Source organism: Helicobacter bizzozeronii (assembly GCF_900196775.1).
Classification (GTDB): Bacteria; Campylobacterota; Campylobacteria; order Campylobacterales; family Helicobacteraceae; genus Helicobacter; species Helicobacter bizzozeronii.
The window spans coordinates 20,287-38,689 of the sequence record NZ_FZLB01000019.1 but is presented as its reverse complement, the minus strand read 5'-3'; the positions used below and the strand labels follow the sequence as shown (position 1 = coordinate 38,689).

General features: G+C 47.0%; 20 protein-coding genes and 1 tRNA gene. 14 read left to right on the top strand and 7 right to left on the bottom strand.

What is annotated here, in order from left to right; translation table 11 throughout:
• The 5 genes from C5684_RS02875 to prfB all read right to left on the bottom strand — a co-directional run.
• Window positions 1–716 (bottom strand): hypothetical protein (locus C5684_RS02875; RefSeq protein WP_233708637.1); only part of this gene is annotated, 716 nt, incomplete at its 3' end.
• A 19-nt stretch (window positions 717–735) separates the two neighbouring features.
• The gene (locus tag C5684_RS02870) at window positions 736–1,434 is read right to left on the bottom strand and encodes an outer membrane beta-barrel protein (protein ID WP_104639364.1); all 699 of its coding nucleotides are present in this window, start codon (window positions 1,432–1,434) and stop codon (window positions 736–738) included.
• An 85-nt stretch (window positions 1,435–1,519) separates the two neighbouring features.
• Complete coding sequence (locus C5684_RS02865; protein WP_104639366.1) at window positions 1,520–2,791, bottom strand: peptidase U32 family protein; 1,272 nt, start codon at window positions 2,789–2,791, stop codon at window positions 1,520–1,522.
• 21 nt (window positions 2,792–2,812) lie between these two features.
• On the bottom strand, window positions 2,813–3,547 hold the full coding sequence (gene cheZ, locus C5684_RS02860) for a protein phosphatase CheZ (protein WP_104629163.1): 735 nt from the start codon (window positions 3,545–3,547) through the stop codon (window positions 2,813–2,815).
• A 57-nt stretch (window positions 3,548–3,604) separates the two neighbouring features.
• Window positions 3,605–4,693, bottom strand: coding sequence for a peptide chain release factor 2 (gene prfB / locus C5684_RS02855; protein WP_104639363.1), 1,089 nt, complete (start codon window positions 4,691–4,693; stop codon window positions 3,605–3,607).
• Between the two features lie 77 nt (window positions 4,694–4,770).
• Here prfB and gdhA point away from each other — a divergent pair, with 77 nt between their 5' ends.
• On the top strand, window positions 4,771–6,117 hold the full coding sequence (gdhA, locus tag C5684_RS02850; protein WP_104639362.1) for an NADP-specific glutamate dehydrogenase: 1,347 nt from the start codon (window positions 4,771–4,773) through the stop codon (window positions 6,115–6,117).
• On the opposite strand, the gene C5684_RS02845 is transcribed toward gdhA, so the two are convergent.
• Window positions 6,118–6,194, bottom strand: a tRNA-Arg gene (locus tag C5684_RS02845).
• Between the two features lie 99 nt (window positions 6,195–6,293).
• On the opposite strand from C5684_RS02845, the gene rpsU reads away from it, so the two are divergent.
• The 6 genes from rpsU (at window position 6,294) to C5684_RS02815 (ending at window position 11,557) form a co-directional block, all read left to right on the top strand.
• Window positions 6,294–6,506: a 30S ribosomal protein S21 gene (gene rpsU / locus C5684_RS02840; protein ID WP_006018650.1), complete on the top strand. Its 213-nt coding sequence runs from the start codon at window positions 6,294–6,296 to the stop codon at window positions 6,504–6,506.
• 8 nt (window positions 6,507–6,514) lie between these two features.
• Window positions 6,515–7,273, top strand: a complete 759-nt coding sequence (fabG, locus tag C5684_RS02835) for a 3-oxoacyl-ACP reductase FabG (protein WP_104639361.1) — start codon at window positions 6,515–6,517, stop codon at window positions 7,271–7,273.
• Window positions 7,274–7,457: 184 nt separating this feature from the next.
• On the top strand, window positions 7,458–7,694 hold the full coding sequence (gene acpP / locus C5684_RS02830; protein WP_006018652.1) for an acyl carrier protein: 237 nt from the start codon (window positions 7,458–7,460) through the stop codon (window positions 7,692–7,694).
• A gap of 49 nt (window positions 7,695–7,743) precedes the next feature.
• Entirely contained in the window at window positions 7,744–8,991 is a 1,248-nt protein-coding gene (locus C5684_RS02825; RefSeq protein WP_104639360.1) for a beta-ketoacyl-ACP synthase II, read from the top strand.
• Window positions 8,992–9,001: 10 nt separating this feature from the next.
• Window positions 9,002–9,925, top strand: coding sequence for an acetyl-CoA carboxylase carboxyl transferase subunit alpha (accA, locus tag C5684_RS02820; RefSeq protein WP_104639359.1), 924 nt, complete (start codon window positions 9,002–9,004; stop codon window positions 9,923–9,925).
• A gap of 90 nt (window positions 9,926–10,015) precedes the next feature.
• Window positions 10,016–11,557 (top strand): flagellin A, encoded by a 1,542-nt coding sequence (locus C5684_RS02815; RefSeq protein ID WP_013890781.1) that lies wholly within the window; start codon window positions 10,016–10,018, stop codon window positions 11,555–11,557.
• Here the strand turns inward: C5684_RS02815 and hemW are convergent.
• Window positions 11,549–12,619: a radical SAM family heme chaperone HemW gene (hemW, locus tag C5684_RS02810; RefSeq protein WP_013890780.1), complete on the bottom strand. Its 1,071-nt coding sequence runs from the start codon at window positions 12,617–12,619 to the stop codon at window positions 11,549–11,551. The two genes, C5684_RS02815 and hemW, sit on opposite strands and share 9 nt — an antisense overlap.
• Before the next feature lie 62 nt (window positions 12,620–12,681).
• On the opposite strand from hemW, the gene C5684_RS02805 reads away from it, so the two are divergent.
• The 7 genes from C5684_RS02805 (at window position 12,682) to C5684_RS02775 (ending at window position 18,396) form a co-directional block, all read left to right on the top strand.
• Window positions 12,682–12,984: a c-type cytochrome gene (locus tag C5684_RS02805; protein WP_013890779.1), complete on the top strand. Its 303-nt coding sequence runs from the start codon at window positions 12,682–12,684 to the stop codon at window positions 12,982–12,984.
• Between the two features lie 84 nt (window positions 12,985–13,068).
• A complete protein-coding gene (locus tag C5684_RS02800; RefSeq protein WP_006018659.1) occupies window positions 13,069–13,539 on the top strand; it encodes an RNA pyrophosphohydrolase in 471 nt (156 codons plus the stop codon).
• Entirely contained in the window at window positions 13,540–14,742 is a 1,203-nt protein-coding gene (locus C5684_RS02795; RefSeq protein WP_013890778.1) for an aspartate kinase, read from the top strand. It begins immediately after the preceding gene.
• Window positions 14,739–15,269: a HobA family DNA replication regulator gene (locus C5684_RS02790; RefSeq protein ID WP_104639358.1), complete on the top strand. Its 531-nt coding sequence runs from the start codon at window positions 14,739–14,741 to the stop codon at window positions 15,267–15,269. Before C5684_RS02795 ends, C5684_RS02790 begins: the two co-directional genes overlap by 4 nt.
• The gene (locus C5684_RS02785; RefSeq protein WP_104639357.1) at window positions 15,266–15,904 is read left to right on the top strand and encodes a DNA polymerase III subunit delta'; all 639 of its coding nucleotides are present in this window, start codon (window positions 15,266–15,268) and stop codon (window positions 15,902–15,904) included. The genes C5684_RS02790 and C5684_RS02785 overlap by 4 nt, the downstream gene beginning before the upstream one ends.
• Window positions 15,895–17,034, top strand: coding sequence for a dihydropteroate synthase (gene folP, locus C5684_RS02780; protein ID WP_104639356.1), 1,140 nt, complete (start codon window positions 15,895–15,897; stop codon window positions 17,032–17,034). The genes C5684_RS02785 and folP overlap by 10 nt, the downstream gene beginning before the upstream one ends.
• A 123-nt stretch (window positions 17,035–17,157) precedes the next feature.
• Window positions 17,158–18,396, top strand: coding sequence for an aromatic amino acid transport family protein (locus tag C5684_RS02775; RefSeq protein WP_104639355.1), 1,239 nt, complete (start codon window positions 17,158–17,160; stop codon window positions 18,394–18,396).
• Window positions 18,397–18,403: the final 7 nt, after the last annotated feature.

Here is an 18,403-nt window from a genome sequence, read left to right as displayed (position 1 = left end):
GAAACGAGAAGCGGGATCATTCCTGGGGTCGTGGGAGCGGGGGTGGGGATATGTGAAGATGTTTTATTAAAGGGGGGGGGGAGGGGGAGGGGGGTATAGGTGGTGATGCCTAAATTCTTGAATGTTGTCTCAATCTTGGTGTTAAAATTATTGAAATAATTGATAGCATCTATTAGGATTTGTTGGTTTTCTTTTGTGTAGTTGCCCACTGCTTTTTCATAGGTTGTGAATGCGGCTTGTGCTTTGGTGGTGATAGTGTTGTTTTCGTTCTTGTATGTTTGAACAATATTATTCAGGTATTGTTGGTAAGCACTCAAACTACTATCCAAATCCGCCATTAAATCTTTGGAATCGGGATTTTGGGCTAGGGCGTTGATTTGGGCAATAAGCTGGTTGAGAGCAGACGAGGCGGGGTTGGCATTGATGAGTTGTTGGATTAAACCTTGGAGGGTTTTTATAGTTTGTTCTCTGTTGGCTTGGAGTTGGGCGAGGGCTTCATTAAAAGCACTCAACTTGGCTTTATAAATCTGTTCTGCTTTGGTATTAATAGAAGTGTTGCTCACGCTCTCCATCACATCGCCCTGCCCTACATCCAAGCCAAAGGACATAAAAGCCCCGTCTAAATAAGAGGCAAAGGGGTGGGCTAGGAGTGGTAAAGCGCATAGCCAAAATAGGCATGCCCTAATAACCGCCCTTGTTAAGAGAGATTTTTCCATCACCAACTCAACATTTGGTTTAAAACACTTTCGTAAAGTTCATAAAAAGATTAGCACTCTTGTAGTTATCAAGAATCGTTAAAGTTTTTAGGGCTCCAGTATCGCTAGGGACTCTAATCAATCTTTCTTGGCTAGCTAGGGGCATGTGGATTCCCAAGCTCCATTTGAATTTATCAAAACGCATGCTGATCCCAAAGACCGCATCGATGTTGGCGTTGTTGCGCACATAGGAAGGGTTTGCCCCGCCAAAACGCGCACTCCAAATATTAACCACCCCCAAAAGCCCCCCAAAAAGCCCATAAGCATAGACTTTAATACGCCCCCGCCTATCCTTGCGGAATTTGCTATAAATATTGATCAAGAGATTAGCCCCTATCCCCAAACTATAACGATTCATGCTAGCAGCACTCTCCAGACTACGGACAAATTTATCCATGTAAAAATAGCGGTAGCCAAAATAACCATAGTAAGCCACCCCAATAAAGGGGGTGAAGTATTTTTGATCGCCTCCTTGTATTTGTAAGCCCAGTTGTAAAGAGTGGGATTGTAAGATGATGTCATTTGAGGGTTTAAAAATGGTGCCCCTGCCTTCTAAAACACTCCCTAGCCCAACGCCCATCCCCACGCTTAAGAGTGGTCCGTTTAGGTAAGAATAGGGGTGGGCATTTAGACAGAGAGCCAAACAACATGCTAGAAAAGTTATTTTTTTGATTGCCATAAAAGCTCCATAACCAAAACAAGGGCTTTACCCAAACCTAATTATAACACAATGCGCCTTATAGCCGTGCTGGCAATCCGTGTGGTTATGCCCGTGTGCGTAAAAAACTAAAAGCGGGCAGTTTGGCGGGGAGTTTTACCGGGTTGGTGTTCCCGCTATGGATACTCTCTAACTCCCGCCCATCTAAGAGGATGATTTTAAACAAACTCAGGTAGTGTTTGCCCTCAAAGCTATAAAGCTTGCCAATCTCATTGGTGGTGGGCTCAAAAGGCGCGCCATAGGGTAAGACCACTTCATAGACTTCGTTGGGGCGGGTGGTGAATTTGCATAAAAAATACGCCCCATTTTCCAGCACCTCCCCATTGACTTGGAAATCCCCCTCGCTGATGGCGGATTTAAAATTTTGGGTGTCTAGGCGTTGGTGGGGGCGTTGGATCAAATAGCCTTCAGTAAAGCCGCGATTTTTAAGCGTGGCGAGCTCGGCTTGGTAAAGGGTGGGGCGGTGTTGGTTGTTGTAATAATCCTCTATAGCGGTGCGGTAGGTTTTGGTGGTGATGGCGGCGTAATAACTGGATTTGGTGCGCCCCTCAATTTTTAAGGCACTCACCGCTTGGCTGTCTAAAATCGTGGCGATGTGGTTGGCTAAGTTTAAATCTTTGGCATTTAAAATGTGTGTGCCTATGCCCTCCTCTTCTTCTAAGCGCATCATCACGCCCGTATCGGGGTTTTTGATGTAGTATTCATAGTCAAAACGGCAATCATTGGCACAGCTCCCCCGATTGGGCACGCGCCCATGTTGCAAGGCGGAGATCAAACACCGCCCCGAAAAGGCAAAACACATGCTCCCATGCACAAAAACTTCTAATTCCAAATCGGGTAATTCTTTTTTGATCGCCACCACATCATTTAAGCTCATCTCCCTAGCGACCACGATCCGCTTAACCCCCATTTCATAAAAAGCCCGTGCGTCTAAGACATTCATCACATTGGCTTGCGTGGATAGATGGATGGGGATATGGGGGGTGAGCTTTTGGGCTAATTTGAGCACGCCGATCGTGGCAATGATCAAGGCATCGACTTTGCAATCGGCTAGCTTGGCTAAATGCTCCTCTAAGAGCTTGATTTGGGAGTTAAACGGGAAGGCGTTCAGCGTGGCGTAAAATTTCTTGCCCTTAGCATGCGTTAAGGCGACCCCCTGCTTAAAACTCTCCAAATCAAAATTCTTAGAGGCACGATTTCTCAAAGAAAACTGCCCCAAGCCTGCATAGACCGCATCGGCACCATATTCTAGGGCGATTTTAAGCTTGGCTAGATTGCCCGCTGGGGCTAAAAGCTCCGGGCGTGCTTGGGGATTCAAAAAAGCCACTGGGTGTTAAAATTATTGCTTTTTGCCAAAGGCGGCGATCAAGGCTTCAATATCGCTTTCACTGGCGGCACTTTCATTATCATCGCCAATAATATAAGAAGCCGAGCTGACCCGTTTAGAATCTTCAATATTGCCTTCAAATAAGGAGTTCATGTATTGGGTTAGAGCACGCATGACATTGATCACCCGTTCGATCTTTTGGCGGTGAATGTCTTGGAATTGCATAATGTCCATCGCCTGCATGGAGCTATCCACACACCCCTCTGCCATCTCTTTAATGACATCCATGCTTGCCAAAATCTCCTGTGTTTGGGCTAAGGAAGTTTGGAATGTTTGGATCAGTGGGAAAGTTTCTGCTAGGGTTTCAAAAATCTCCAAGTGCTTTTGCATGGGGGCTTTGATCGCTTTGAGAGTCTTGATAATGCTTTCAGAACTCACATTGATATAATCGAGCTGATCGAAAATCTGGGTGGCTTTGACCTCCGAGTCGCGAGTTACATCATCAAGTTGGTGGACGACCTTATGCTCTTCGGTGGGGGGTGGGGGTGGCCACTCCTCAGAATCCACCTTGCCGTATTTGTCGGCTAATTTCTTATCCACTTTCATGTAATGGGAGTATTTTTCGGCGTTCGTGCCCTCCTTTGGGGTATTGTTTGTGCCCTGATCGCCCTCTGCTTCTTTATCCAAAGGCTCGATCGCTTCCAAACCCCCCCCACTCATCAAGGCATCTAGTTCTTCTTGAGTCATCCATGCTCCTTAAATAATCGTGCTATTATAGTTGTTTTTACTTGCGTGTGCTTTAAATCATTGCGCCTTAGAGACCAAAACAGCCTCCATCATCGCATCCAAATCCCCGTCTAAAATTGCCTCCACATTGCTATAGGCGATCTCGCTGCGCGCGTCTTTGATCTGCTGGTAGGGGGCTAAAACATAGCTTCTAATTTGATGCCCCCAACCAATCTCGCTTTTTTCCTCCACACTGCCCTGATCGCGTTGCTTTTGGAGCTCTAACTCATAGAGTTTGGATTTGAGCATTTTTAAGGCGGTCGCTCTGTTCTTGTGCTGGCTGCGATCATTTTGGCATTGCACCACGATTCCAGTCGCAAAATGCGTGATGCGCACAGCCGATTCGGTCTTATTCACATGTTGCCCGCCCGCCCCGCTGGCACGATAGGTATCAATTCTAATATCCTTATCCTCAATGACAATATCAATGTCATCATCCACCTCGGGGCTGACCTGCACGCTCGCAAAACTGGTGTGCCTTTTGCCATTGGCATTAAAGGGGGACATGCGCACCAAGCGATGCACCCCATTTTCATTTTTCATGTAGCCATAAACATTGATCCCCCGAATAATAAATGCCGCGCCCTTAATGCCCGCCTCCTCGCCCTCTTGGTAATCCAATAATTCCACCTTAAAGCCCTTGCGTTCTGCCCAACGCAAATACATCCGATAGAGCATGCTCCCCCAGTCTTGGCTTTCTGTCCCCCCCGCCCCGGGCTGGATACTCACTAAGGCATCCATGCTGTCATGCTCATTAGAGAGCATAACGCCCACCTCCATGCTCTGCACCCGTGCTGAGAGTTTGGGGGCTTCCTCAAAGAGTTGTTGGAGGGCCAATTCATCATCTTGGGTGAGCTCAAAAAGCTCGGTGGCTTCTTGCAAAGCATTTTGCGTGAGCGCATAACTTTCTAAGAGCCTCTCCAAACGGGCTTTTTCTTTATTCTTTTGGGCGGCTAAAGCCTTGTCTTGCCAAAAGAGCGGATCGGCTTGTTCTGCAATGAGAGTTTCTAACTCCCCTTGTAAATTCTCAGGCTTGATGATTTGGGCGATGTTGCTGCATTTGCCTTGTAGCTCCTTGAGCAACTCGCTGTATTGGTAGGCATCCATGCGTGTTCCATTTGGTTTTTTTGTGCTATTATACACCATTGTCTATTCGATCAAGTGGATAAAAGAGAGGATCAAACATGTATATCCAAAAGGTTTTAAAACACATTGAGGAAGCCTATCCCCACCAAAAAGAGTTCCAACAAGCCGTAGCTGAAATGTTGCATTCTCTAGCCCCCCTTTTGAAAAAGGAGCCCCAATACGAAAAACACGCTATTTTAGAACGCTTGGTGGAGCCCGATCGGCAGGTTTTCTTCCGTGTGGTGTGGGTGGATGATGCGGGCAAAGTCCAAGTCAATCGGGGTTGCCGTATCCAATTTAACGCCACGATTGGACCTTATAAGGGGGGGTTGCGATTCCACCCCAGCGTGAATGCCAGTATCATTAAGTTTTTGGGTTTTGAACAGATTTTCAAAAACGCCCTCACCACTCTCAACATGGGCGGGGCTAAGGGGGGGAGCGATTTTGATCCCAAGGGCAAGAGCGAGGCAGAGATCATGCGTTTTTGCCAAGCCTTTATGGACGAGCTTTACCGCCATGTGGGTGCGCTAACCGATGTGCCCGCTGGGGATATTGGCGTGGGCACGCGCGAAATTGGCTATTTATTTGGGCGTTACAAAAAGTTGGTGAATCGCTTTGATGGCGTGCTGACGGGCAAGGGCTTAGATTGGGGCGGGAGCTTGGTTAGAAAAGAGGCAACCGGTTATGGCTGTGTCTATTTTGCCCAAGAAATGTTGGGGGCTAGAAAAGAAGGCTTGGAGGGCAAGATATGCAGTGTGTCTGGGAGTGGGAATGTGGCGATTTACACCATTGAAAAACTCTATGAAGTGGGCGCAATCCCGGTAACTGCTAGCGATTCTAAGGGCATGATCTACGATTCAGAGGGGATCGATCTAGCCTTGCTCAAAGAGATTAAGGAGGTCAAGGGGGGGCGTATCGAAGAATATGCTAAACACAAAAAAAACGCGCAATACACCGCTGCAAAAGATTATGCCCCGGGGACCAATGGGGTTTGGAGCGTGCCTTGTTTTGCAGCCTTCCCCAGCGCAACACAGAATGAACTTAGCTTGACAGACGCACAAACTCTATTGAGCAATGGTTGCCAATGCGTGGTGGAGGGAGCTAACATGCCCTCTAGTACCCAAGCAGCCCAAGCGTTTTTAAAAGCCCAAATTTGCTATGGACCGGGTAAGGCAGCCAATGCCGGAGGTGTGGCGGTGAGTGGGCTTGAGATGGCACAGAATGCGAGCATGCACCCTTGGAGCTTTGAGGTGGTGGATGCCAAATTACGCACGATCATGAGGGATATTTTTGAAGACTCTTTCCGCACGGCTCAAGAGTTTAAAGACCCAACTAACTTAGTTTTAGGGGCTAACATCGCAGGTTTTAGAAAAGTGGCTGACGCGTTGATCGCACAAGGGTATTAGTGGTGTGCTCAGAGGGATTCAAACCCCCGACCTACAGGACCGCAACCTGTTGCTCTATTCAGCTGAGCTATGAGCACCCAAAAAATCCATTATAGCAGAATTTATGCTGATTTTAGGTTAAATTTACAAAATTTCGTTAAAATACGCCCATCTAATCGGAGAAAGTAGGTGATGGCATGCCCGGGATCAAGGTCAGAGAGAGCGATAGCTTTGATGAAGCTTATCGGCGCTTTAAAAAACAGACCGATCGCAATTTGGTCGTAACAGAGTGCCGTGCGCGGCGTTTCTTTGAGTCCAAGACAGAAAAACGCAAAAAGCAAAAGATCAACGCCAAGAAAAAGATTTTAAAACGCTTGTATATGCTTAGGCGTTACGAATCTAAGCTGTAAGAGGGATCATGGAGTTTAGTGGCGAGAATGTTTTGGTTACGGGGGCTAATCGGGGCATTGGGCGTGCTATTGCCCTTTTGTTGGCAAACTATAGCCACAAAGGGGGTCAGCGACTCAAGGTTTGGATTAACTACCGCAACAGGCATGAGGAAGCCGATACCTTAAAAGCTGAGATTGAAAAGTTGGGCGGACGGGTGGCTTTGATCAAATTTGATGTTACCTCTGAGGAGCAATTTATCGAGAGCATTAAAACCATTGTCGCCAGCGATGGGGGCTTGAGCTATCTAGTCAATAATGCCGGGATTGTGTTAGACAAATTGGCGGTGCGCATGAAAACTGAGGAATTTAGGCATGTGCTAGAAACCAATTTGACATCGGTTTTTGTGGGTTGCCGTGAGGCTTTGAAAGTGATGAGCAAGCAAAGATTTGGGAGCGTGGTGAATATCGCTTCTGTGATTGCTGAAAGAGGCAACATGGGGCAGGCTAACTATGCAGCCAGCAAGGGCGGGGTGGTTGCGATGAGCAAATCCTTTGCCTATGAGGGGGCTTTGCGTAATATCCGCTTTAATTGCATCACCCCCGGATTTATCGATACGGATATGACAGCTCTTAGCGAGGATGTGAAAGAAACCTACTTAAAAAACATCCCCCTAGCTAGACTAGGGCAACCAGCAGAAGTAGCCGGGGCGGTGGCGTTTTTGCTCAGCGATCTGTCTAGCTACATCACCGGAGAAACCTTGAAAGTCAATGGTGGCTTGTATATGTAATGGTTGAGGAAATTCTATAAGGAGAGACGATGCAATTTTTGTTTTTGATCTTGTTGTTGGTGATCATCTACTTTTTATACCGCATTGTAGATGTGTTGGAACGCAAGTAGGGTGGGGTTTAAGGTTTTTCAAGCGGTTTTGAGTTAGAATTTTAAGATTACATTTAGGATACTTAGGAGTTGTCATGGCATTATTTGAGGATGTGCAAGCGGTGATTGTTGAGCAGTTGAATGTGAGCGCGACACAGGTTACAGAAGAGGCGGATTTTATCAAGGATCTCAACGCCGATTCGTTGGATGTGGTGGAGCTCATTATGGCTCTTGAGGAGAAGTTTGGAATCGAGATTCCTGATGAACAAGCAGAGAAAATTAAAACCGTGGGGGATGCGGTTCGTTTCATTCAAGACAATAAATTAGCCTAGTTTTGTGAGAGCCATTTTTAAGGTATTTGGCTAACTAGAAGGAGTTTTTTTGCGTAGGGTTGTGGTAACGGGCATGGGCATGGTGAATGCCTTAGGACTGGATAAAAAGAGTGCTTTTGGTGCCATTGTGCGGGGGGAATGTGGGGTAAAACAGATCACAAGTTTTGACACCACTGGTTTTCCTGTGCAAATTGCAGCAGAAATCACCAATTTTGATCCCGCTTCTGTGATGAATCTCAAAGATGTTAAGAAAGCGGGTCGCTTTATCCAGCTAGCCCTGCTAGCCATCAAAGAGGCGATGCAAGATTGTGGCATTTTACAAGATGGCAAATGCCCAGAGCAGTGGGCAGAACGCATGGGGGTCAGCTCTGGCTCAGGGATTGGCGGTCTAGGCAATATCGAGGCCAACTCGATTTATTGCTATGACAAAGGTCCTAGAAAAGTCAATCCTTTTTTCATCACTTCCGCTTTGGTGAATATGATTGGCGGGTTTGCCTCCATAGAATACGGCATTAAGGGACCCAATGTTTCCAGTGTAACTGCTTGTGCGGCGGGCACGCATGCCATCATCGAAGCCTACAAGACGATTTTATTAGAGGGTGCGGATCGCATGTTGGTTGTGGGGGCAGAATCGACCATCTGCCCGGTAGGGATCGGGGGTTTTGCCTCCATCCGTGCGCTCTCTAACCGCAATGACGAGCCCTTGAAAGCTTCCCGCCCCTTTGATAAGGAACGCAATGGCTTTGTGATGGGCGAGGGTGCGGGGGCGTTGATTTTAGAGGAATATGAAAGTGCCAAAGCCAGAGGGGCGCAGATGGTCGCCGAGTTGGTGGGCTATGGGGAAAGTGGGGATGCTAGCCACATCACTGCCCCTGCACCCAATGGCGAGGGGGCTTATCGGGCGATGAAATACGCCTTGCAAATGGCGAGCAAGCATGGCGTGAAAAATGTCGGCTATATCAATGCACATGGGACCAGCACCAGTTACAACGATCTTTACGAGACCATTGCGCTTAAAAATGTCTTTGGTGGCAGAGAAAATGTCCCCCCCGTGAGCTCCACAAAGGGGCAGATCGGGCATTGCTTGGGCGCAGCAGGGGCGATTGAGGCGGTGGTGTCTTTAATGGCGATGCAAGAGGGCGTTTTGCCCCCCACCATCAACCAAGAAGTTCCCGATCCGGGGTGTGATTTAGATTATATCCCCAATGAAGCTAGGAGTGCCAAGCTAGAGGCGGTCATGAGTAATTCCTTTGGTTTTGGTGGGACCAATGGAGTGGTGATCTTCAAGGCATTGTAAAGTATAGCAAGTGGCGATCTATTTAGATTTTGAAACCCGCATTAAGGGTCTTCAAGATGAAATTGAAATGGCGACCATTAGGGGGGACATGGACGCTAAGGAAATCTTAGAAAAACGGCTAGCTAAGGAGACAGACAGCATTTATTCTAATCTCAGTGATTACCAACGCCTCCAACTAGCACGCCACCCTGACAGACCTTATGCGATGGACTATATTGAGCTGATTTTGCAAGATCGCTACGAAATTTTTGGGGATCGGCATTTTAGCGATGATAAGGCGATTGTGAGCTTTATTGGCAAGATCGATGGGGTTAGTGTGGTGGTGATCGCTGAGGAAAAAGGGCGGGGCACGAAAAATAAACTCCAACGCAATTTTGGCATGCCCAACCCTGAGGGTTACCGCAAGGCTCTAAGGGTGGCTAAGTTTGCCGAAAAATTTAATCTCCCACTTTTAATGTTGGTCGATACGGCTGGGGCTTATCCGGGCATTGGGGCAGAAGAACGCGGGCAGAGCGAGGCGATTGCTAAGAATTTGCAAGAATTTGTGGCATTGAGAGTGCCCACCATTTCGATCATCATCGGCGAGGGCGGGAGTGGGGGGGCTTTGGCCATTGCTGTAGCAGACAGATTAGCAATGTTGGAATACTCTATTTTTAGCGTGATCTCTCCTGAGGGGTGTGCTGCCATTTTGTGGAACGACCCGGGCAAGGTAGAAGTGGCGGTTAAGGCGATGAAGATCACCCCAACAGACTTGAAAAAAGCCAACCTCATTGATGACATCATCTTAGAGCCCAAAAGAGGGGCACACCGCGATAAAGTCGAAGCCAGTTTGGCGATCAAACGCTACTTTTTAGAGCAACTCCCCTTGATCCAAAACAGCGACTTTTTGAATTTGCGCTATGCAAAACTCATGACCTGCGGGGCTTTTGAATAATTTTTAACAAACTTCTTCATTAAATCCATTTTTAGACGATATAACAAAGCCAAAGCAAGGAAGCTTTAGGATATTTAACAAGGAGTTATTATGGCATTTCAGATCAATACGAATGTCAATGCGTTAAATGCCCATGCAGTTGGGCTAGTAACACAGCGTAATTTGCGCGAGTCGTTGGAACGCTTGAGTTCTGGTTTGCGAATCAATAAGGCAGCCGATGACGCATCGGGTATGACCATCGCCGATTCTTTGCGTTCGCAAGCTAAAAGTTTGGGGCAGGCAATCGCCAACACCAACGATGGGATCGGGATCATCCAAATCGCCGATAAAGCGATGGATGAGCAGATCAAAATCCTAGATACCATCAAGGTTAAAGCCACCCAAGCCGCTCAAGATGGGCAAAACACCCAGTCTAGGAAGGCGTTGCAAGCCGATGTGATCCGCTTGATCCAAAGTTTGGACAATATCGGAACCACCACCTCCTACAACGGGCAGACTCTCTTATCCGGTGCGTTCTCTAACAAAGAATTCCAAGTGGGGGCTTACTCCAATGAAACCATCAAGGCCAGCATTGGTTCAGCCACCTCTGATAAGATCGGGCAAGTTAAGATCGTTACTGGTAAATCTATCACGGCTTCTGGTGAAGTTACCTTGACTTTCAAACAAGTCGATGGCGTGCATGATGTGCATTTAGAAAGTGTGAAAATCTCCACTTCAGCAGGCACGGGGCTTGGGGTTTTAGCAGAGGTGATCAATAAAAACTCGAATGCTACGGGTGTGCGGGCTAATGCCAATGTGATCTCCACTTCAGACAAGGCGATCCAATCAGGGAGCTTGAGTAACCTAACCATCAATGGGATCAAATTGGGTAATGTTGTGGGCATTAAGAAAAATGACAGCGATGGGCGTTTGCTTGCGGCTATCAATTCCATAACAGCCCAAACAGGCGTGGAGGCTTATACAGATTCTAATGGGCGTTTGAACTTAAGGAGTTTGGATGGGCGTGGAATCAGCATCAAGGCAGATGACAAAAATGAAAATGGCGATAAGGTCGCTGTGGATGCCTTAAATGGTGGGCAAAAAATCAGCAAGGGCTCTGTCAATTTCGGTCGTCTATCCTTGGTCCGCCAAGATGCTCGGGATATTTTGGTGGTCTCTGGCAACAATCAAAATGCCATGGCAGGTTATAAAGCCATCGGTTTTGAAAAAGGCAAGGCAGCTAGCACAACCGTCAATTTACGGGATGTTTTGGGTGAATTTAACCAAGCGGTGCGTTCAGCCTCTGGGGCTAACTATAACAAAACCCTTGCAGATGAAAACCTCACTCTAGGTTCTGGGGTTACCACCTTGCGTGGGGCGATGGTGGTTATGGATATTGCCGAGTCGGCTCAAAAAATGTTGGATAAAATCCGCTCTGATTTGGGCTCCGTGCAAAACCAAATGGTGAGCACGGTCAATAACATCACCATCACACAAGTGAATGTGAAAGCCGCTGAGTCCCAAATCCGCGATGTGGATTTTGCTCAAGAGAGTGCGAATTTCAGCAAAAACAACATCTTGGCACAATCTGGCAGTTATGCGATGAGCCAAGCCAACACGATCCAACAAAACATCTTAAGGCTCTTAACTTAGGGTGGGTGGCTCTAGCCACAAGGCGATCTCATCAGCCAAAAAAAAGTCTTTGGCGGTGAGTTGCCCCTTATACAAGTTGCAAATCTGTTCCTCTAGGAGGGTTTGCACTTGGGCGGGTCTTAAGATTTTGTAATCCACCCCCACCACACAACGCAACCCCAAAAAAACACGCTCAAACCATAAATCTTGAGGGCTCAACACCTCAATCTTAGCCCCGCTGGGTTTAGCCATATAGGTTCTAATGTCCTTGTTCTTAAAAAAGCGTTGGTTATGGGAACGCCCCACAGCCCCAGCCCCACAGCCCAAATATTCCAAGCCCTGCCAATAGGCTAAATTGTGCCGGCATTGGTAATTTCTAGCATAATTAGACACTTCATAATGCCTAAAACCATGCATCTCTAGCTGGCTTTTTAAAAAGCTATCGAGTTGGAGCAAGTCTTGGGGGCACACACTCTTAGATAATTTGGTATTTTCTTCCAAAGTCAGGCTATAGGCAGATAAATGGTTGGTGGGGAGTTTGCTAGCCTGCTGGATTTCTTGCATGAGACGCTCTTTAGTGTCTAGGGGGGTGTTGTAGATGAGATCGATACTCAAATTTTCAAAACCGCTTCTGTGGGCGGTGTCTAGGGCTTGGCAAATCTCTTGGCCATTGTGCGTGCGTTGCAAAAATTCTAGTTTGTCTTTAAAAAAACTTTGCACGCCAATGGATAGACGGGTTGCACCTAGGGCTTTTAACCCAGCACACCAAGCCCTATTCAAAAGATCGGGGTTAGCCTCAAGGGTGATCTCAATATTGGGGGCTAGTTTTGCATGCGTAGCAATGGCATTAAAAATTGCTTCGTAGTGTTTCACCTCTAGGGTGTTGGGCGTGCCACCACCCACAAAGATCGTTTTAAGCGAGGGCATATCTTTCAGGCTCTCTTGAATATCTTGGATCAAAGCGCACACATAAGCGTCTTTTAAATCCTCCAAACCACTAAAAGAATTAAAAGCACAATAACCGCATTTGCTGGTGCAAAAAGGAATGTGGATATACAGACTAGATATGCTTGATTTAAGCATGTATTAATCCTTCAAATAGTAGCATTTTAGCGTTTTTTTTGAGAACATAGAAAGGACGATTGATGAAAAAGGTTATTTTGTTAGGTTTTGTGGTTGGTATGGGGCTTTTGAGTGCGGCTGATCCTGCAGCGTTGGTTAAAAAATGTGCGGGGTGCCATGGACCTACCATGGAAAAAAAAGCCTTTGGGAAAGGGCATGTAGTCAATACCCTAGATAGTGCCACCATTAAAGAGGATTTGATGGCATACAAGGCAGGTTCGCTCAACCGCTATGGCATGGGGGGCGTGATGCACGGGCAAGCCAAGAATTTGAGCGATGCGGATATTGAAGCTTTGGCTAAATACATTCCCACTCTTAAAAAGTAGGTGGTGGATTGGGTGGAGGGGTTTTAAGCGTGTTTTAGTTGCGTGTGTTATAATAATCTCTTATCAAAAGAGAAAGGATAGCGCATGGAGACTAAGAAAAGTTACCGCCCTAATGTTGCCGCTGTCGTGCTTTCGTCTCACTATCCTAGAGATTGTGAGTTTTTTATCGCCCAGCGCATTGATATTCAGGGGGCATGGCAGTTCCCACAAGGCGGGATCGATCAGGGGGAGACACCCTTGAGGGCTTTGTATCGGGAATTATTAGAGGAGATTGGCACAGACGCAGTAGAAGTGATTGCCGAGTACCCTAAGTGGATCACTTATGACTTCCCGCCCACCATGCCCAAGAAACTTTACCCCTTTGATGGGCAGAAACAGAAATATTTTTTGGTGCGCTTGAAAAATGACACCCTCATTAATATTGAAACCGCCGTCCCCGAGTTTGATCGCTATGAGTTTGTCAATCCTAAGGAGTTGTTCCACAAGGTGGTGCATTTCAAACGCCAAGTCTATAAGCAGGTGATCGGCTATTTTAGAAGAGAGGGGTATTTATAGGTGCTGGTGGTGCAAAAATTTGGGGGGACAAGTATGGGGGGGTGTGCGCGCATTGAGGCGGTCGCCCAACGCATTATAGAGAGCAAAAAAACCTTTGAGGACATGGTCGTTGTGGTCTCAGCGATGGGGGATAGCACCGATGATTTTTTAGATTTAGCCCACCATTTTTCTAACAAGCCTAATCGGCGTGAGCTGGATCGCCTACTCAGCAGTGGGGAGAATATCGCTAGTGCTCTGCTAGCCATCGCCTTAGAATCCTTAGGGCAAAAAGCCTGCTCTTTAAGCGGGAGAGAAGCCGGGATTGTAACAGACACCCACTACACCCGCGCGCAAATCCTCCAAATTGACCCGACCAAGATCAAAGACCTTTTGGCACAAAACTTCGTGGTGGTTGTTGCCGGGTTTCAAGGGGTGGGTGCCAATGGGGAGATCACCACTTTGGGGCGTGGGGGGAGCGATTTGAGTGCGGTAGCGTTGGCTGGGACTTTGCGGGCACATTTGTGCGAGATTTATACCGATGTGGATGGGATTTACACCACCGACCCACGCTTGGTGCCTGAGGCTAGAAAAATTAATGAAATTAGTTATGATGAAATGCTAGAGTTAGCCTCTATGGGGGCTAAGGTGCTTTTTAACCGCTCTGTGGAGTTGGCTAAAAAATACAATATCCCCCTAGTTACGCGTAATTCTTTTAATCACAACGAAGGCACACGCATCACTTCTGAGGAGCAGATTTTGGAAAAACCCATTGTGAGTGGCATTGCCCTAGATAAAAACCAAGCCCGCGTGAATATCATTGATGCGTGCGATTATCCGGGCATTGCGGGCGAAATTTTTGGACTCTTGGCAGAGGCTAATCTCAATATTGATATGATCGTGCAAACTATTGGCAAAAATGGCAAAACCAATATTAATTTTACCCTCCCTGAGGAGGATTTAGAGATTTGCCAGCAGGTGCTTAAAAATGTGCGTGATATTGGCTCGGTGGAGTGCGATTGCCAAGTGGCTAAGGTCTCTGTGGTGGGGGTGGGGATGCGCTCCCATTCGGGTATTGCCAGTGCGGCATTTAAAGCTTTGGCTAAAGAAAATATCAACATTTTGATGATCAGCACCAGCGAAATTAAAATCTCGGTGGTGGTGGATGTGAGCTTGGCTGAACTGGCGCTTAAAACCCTGCATGCCGCTTTCAAATTAGAATTGTGATCGCTTTTGCCAAGTGGCTCCAAAAGATTAAAGACAATCTTAGTTGCCCGCTGGACTGGTTGGAGCGTGTGGATTGGACGCGCTTTATTGGTACAACCCAGCACTTAGCCCGTGGGGGGTGTTTGCTCATCGGGGCGGATTTAGAGCGCACATGGTTTAAAATTTATGTCTTAAGCCATCTTAACCGCCACAAAATGCACCCCCTAGTCCCCATTTTTGATACCCCCAGTGCATTTGAGGGCTTTTTAAACACCAAGGACGACTCTTCTAATCTAGCCCTCATCACCCACATGCTCAATTTGAGCTACCAAAGTTGCGCCCTTTGGTATGTGGGTCTAGCCCACACGCCCCTAGCCCAGCTCGCCTTAAGTTTGGATCGCCACTTTTTATGGATTTTAGACACCCCGCACAAAGAGGCGATTAGCTTGCACTCTTTAGACCCCATGCTGGATTTTAAATTGCTCCAACTCTACCAAATTTTTGAAAACCTCTTATTTGATGTCTTATTAGGGAGGCTAGAACTTTGAATACCAGCACGCTCATTTTAAGCCACACGCCCCACCAAGAGGCGTTGCACTGCCAAGAGGGATTAAAAACACAACTGCAAGGCACACACCCCCTAATTGATACCCTCATAGAAGAAGAGCTTAAAATAGAGCACGCCCAAGAGATCAAAGCACGCTGTATTTTAAGTTATGCTGGACCCAAAATCTTTATCATCGCCGCGCACCATTTTAATATCTTTGCCCAAAATGCCTTGCTCAAAATCCTAGAAGAACCCCCAACCAACACCCGTTTTATTGTGATCGCCAAGCACAAACACGCATTGTTGCCAACCATGCTCTCCCGCTTGATCTGCCAAGATAAACGCACTAAGATTGCCAAAGAGCCCTTTAAGCTCAACCTAGCCACATGCACGCTCCAAGATATTTATACCTATCTTAAAGAGTTAGAGGGGCAAAGCCTGAGCATGGAGCAAGGCGTGCAATTAATCCAATCTCTTTTATATGCCCTGCAAGAGGCAAAAATCCCCCTAAAGGCATCTATGTTAGATCATTTCCAGCAAGCCATGCAAGCTAATTTGCTCTACATGCGCCCTAGCCATAATCTCTTGCCCCTATTATTAATGGTGCTCCAAGCTAGAGACAACCCATGTTTTTAGAACGCATTAATCCTACAAGTTTTCCCCTAGCCCTAGAGCGCATCGCCCCCCACCCCGCCGGGCAAAAAATCATGAAAAAAAAGGCACAACTTTTAGCCTTTAAGATCACGGCTCTTCCCTTAAGCGCAACGCTCATTTTAAAACAAGAGGCATTGCGTGTGGGTGCCGAGCTGGCCACCCCCAAAGATTGCATTTTAGCCCGTGCCAAGAGCTATGATTGTTTGCTAGTTGGCACTTTGGATCAACTCCAAAAATTATGCCAAAAGTGCCAAACCCAAGATTTTGGGCTCAAAAAACTAGCCAAAAATCTACAAACCCACCTACACCCCACCCGCCCCAAACCAACACTAATGGGCGTGATCAATTTGACCCCTGATAGCTTTTACCCCCATAGCCGCCACAACACCAAGCAAGCCCTAGAAAAAATCCAGCTATATTTAGAGCAAGGCGTGGAATACATCGACATCGGGGCAGCCAGCTCCAGACCCTTTAGCCACAGAGTGGAAGCCAGCGAGGAGATCGCACGTTTAAAAGAGGTGTGTTTGGAAATCAAAAATCAAGGGTTCTACACACAAGCTAGATTTAGCATTGACACTTATAACCCCCAGAGTGCCGCCTTTGCACTCGAGCATGGTTTTAGCGTGCTCAATGATGTCAATGGCTTTAGGGATCAAGAAATGTGGCGTATCGTCCAAGCCCATAACGCCCAAGTGATCTTAATGCACTCTCAAGGCGTGCCCATGGACATGGCGTGCTTTGATCAAAACACCCATCTAATCGCTGAGATGGAGGCTTTTTTTGAAACACAGATTGCCCTTTTGCTAGAACATGGGATTACAGATATGATCTTAGATGTGGGCTTGGGTTTCCATAAGAATACCCCTGAAAATCTCGCCCTCATCCAGCATTTGGCGCATTTTTTGCACTTTGGCTATCCTCTGCTGGTGGGGGCTAGCTATAAAAAGTGCATTGGGGAAGTGTGTGCGCGGGAGGTAAAAGATCGCTTGAGTGGCACCCTAGCCCTGCACTTTGCTGCCCTCCAGCATGGGGCTAGTATCTTGCGCGTGCATGACATCGCCCCCCACCAAGACATAATCAGAATCCACCAAGCCCTAGCCCAAGTGCCTTAAACTTCAGTTACAATACTAAACACCCCCGCCCCGATTTGCCAGCCTTAAGAGCAATTCACAAGGCAATTAAATAATTTTAGTTAGCATAGGCTAATCTCTTTTGTTTTTTAAAGGAATCTTGTTATGGAACACCAGCACCACAAGCTCAATCTCTTTGACATCCGCTGGATGTGGTCGATGTTTGGCACTGCCATTGGGGCGGGGATTTTATTTTTACCCATTAAGGCGGGCACGCATGGCTTTTGGCCTGTGGTGGTGATGGCGATTCTAAGTTTCCCCATGACATGGCTAAGCCATCGGGCGTTGGCGCGCTTTGTGAATGCGATAGGCAATGAGGACATCACCCATGCCGCTACCCGTCTAGGCAGAAAAGCAGGCTTTTTAATCACCCTCATGTATGTGTTTGCGCTCTACCCGATTTGCTTGGCTTATGGTGTGGGGATCACCAACACCGCCGAGTCCTTTTTTGTGCACCAATTAGGCTTGCATTATTTTGAACACAACCGCTTTTTTTTAGCCGAGCATTTGATTACGGGCATGATCTTTGTGATGATCTTTAATACCACGGTGGTTACGCGAATCGCCAATGCTCTGGTCTATCCCCTAGCCCTAATCTTGCTGGTCTTTTCGCTTTATTTGATTCCTTACTGGAAGACCGCTATGATTACAGAAATCCCTACTTTTACGGGTTTCTTTGCCGCACTTTGGTTCACCTTGCCCGTGCTGGTCTTTTCCTTTAACCACAGCGCAATCATCTCCACCTTCGCCCAAGCCATCGAAAAGCGTTATGGCGCGCTCAAACATTTTAAAACCAACCAGATAGTATTACTCAACACCTCCTTATTACTCTTCTTTGTGATGTTCTTTGTTTTTTCATGTATCTTGTGCCTAGAGCCTAGCGACTTTGATAAAGCCAGAGAACAAAATATCCCCATCTTAAGCTACTTTGCCAACACTCTAGGCAACCCCATTATTGGCTATGCCGGTCCGCTGGTGGCATTCTTGGCGATCACCACTTCCTTTTTTGGGCACTATTATGGGGCTAAAGAAGGCTTAAAGGGCTTGGTGGTGCAGATTTTCACTAAGGACAAGCTCAACACCAAGAGGCATAGACAAATTGATATTTGGATCACGCTCTTTTTGTGGATCAGCATCATTGCTGTCGCCTATTACAACCCCAGTATCTTGGGCTTTATTGAGAGTTTGGGCGGACCGGCTCTGGCCACGATCACTTTTATTTTGCCCATTGTGGCGATGTATCTCTTGCCCTCCATGAAAGAGTTTAGGAGCCCTTGGGCTGATGGGTTTATTTTCTTAACCGGTGTGCTCACCGTTTTAAATGCTGTTGTAGGGTTTTTGTAAAATAGAT

What these genes read in the sequence shown, in the direction of transcription:
- C5684_RS02870 (WP_104639364.1), bottom strand. Translation starts at nt 1,434, where the DNA reads ATGGCAATCAAAAAAATAACTTTTCTAGCATGTTGTTTGGCTCTCTGT.
- cheZ (WP_104629163.1), bottom strand. Translation starts at nt 3,547, where the DNA reads ATGACTCAAGAAGAACTAGATGCCTTGATGAGTGGGGGGGGTTTGGAA.
- prfB (WP_104639363.1), bottom strand. Translation starts at nt 4,693, where the DNA reads ATGGATGCCTACCAATACAGCGAGTTGCTCAAGGAGCTACAAGGCAAA.
- gdhA (WP_104639362.1), top strand. Translation starts at nt 4,771, where the DNA reads ATGTATATCCAAAAGGTTTTAAAACACATTGAGGAAGCCTATCCCCAC.
- rpsU (WP_006018650.1), top strand. Translation starts at nt 6,294, where the DNA reads ATGCCCGGGATCAAGGTCAGAGAGAGCGATAGCTTTGATGAAGCTTAT.
- fabG (WP_104639361.1), top strand. Translation starts at nt 6,515, where the DNA reads ATGGAGTTTAGTGGCGAGAATGTTTTGGTTACGGGGGCTAATCGGGGC.
- acpP (WP_006018652.1), top strand. Translation starts at nt 7,458, where the DNA reads ATGGCATTATTTGAGGATGTGCAAGCGGTGATTGTTGAGCAGTTGAAT.
- C5684_RS02815 (WP_013890781.1), top strand. Translation starts at nt 10,016, where the DNA reads ATGGCATTTCAGATCAATACGAATGTCAATGCGTTAAATGCCCATGCA.
- hemW (WP_013890780.1), bottom strand. Translation starts at nt 12,619, where the DNA reads ATGCTTAAATCAAGCATATCTAGTCTGTATATCCACATTCCTTTTTGC.
- C5684_RS02805 (WP_013890779.1), top strand. Translation starts at nt 12,682, where the DNA reads ATGAAAAAGGTTATTTTGTTAGGTTTTGTGGTTGGTATGGGGCTTTTG.
- C5684_RS02800 (WP_006018659.1), top strand. Translation starts at nt 13,069, where the DNA reads ATGGAGACTAAGAAAAGTTACCGCCCTAATGTTGCCGCTGTCGTGCTT.
- folP (WP_104639356.1), top strand. Translation starts at nt 15,895, where the DNA reads ATGTTTTTAGAACGCATTAATCCTACAAGTTTTCCCCTAGCCCTAGAG.
- C5684_RS02775 (WP_104639355.1), top strand. Translation starts at nt 17,158, where the DNA reads ATGGAACACCAGCACCACAAGCTCAATCTCTTTGACATCCGCTGGATG.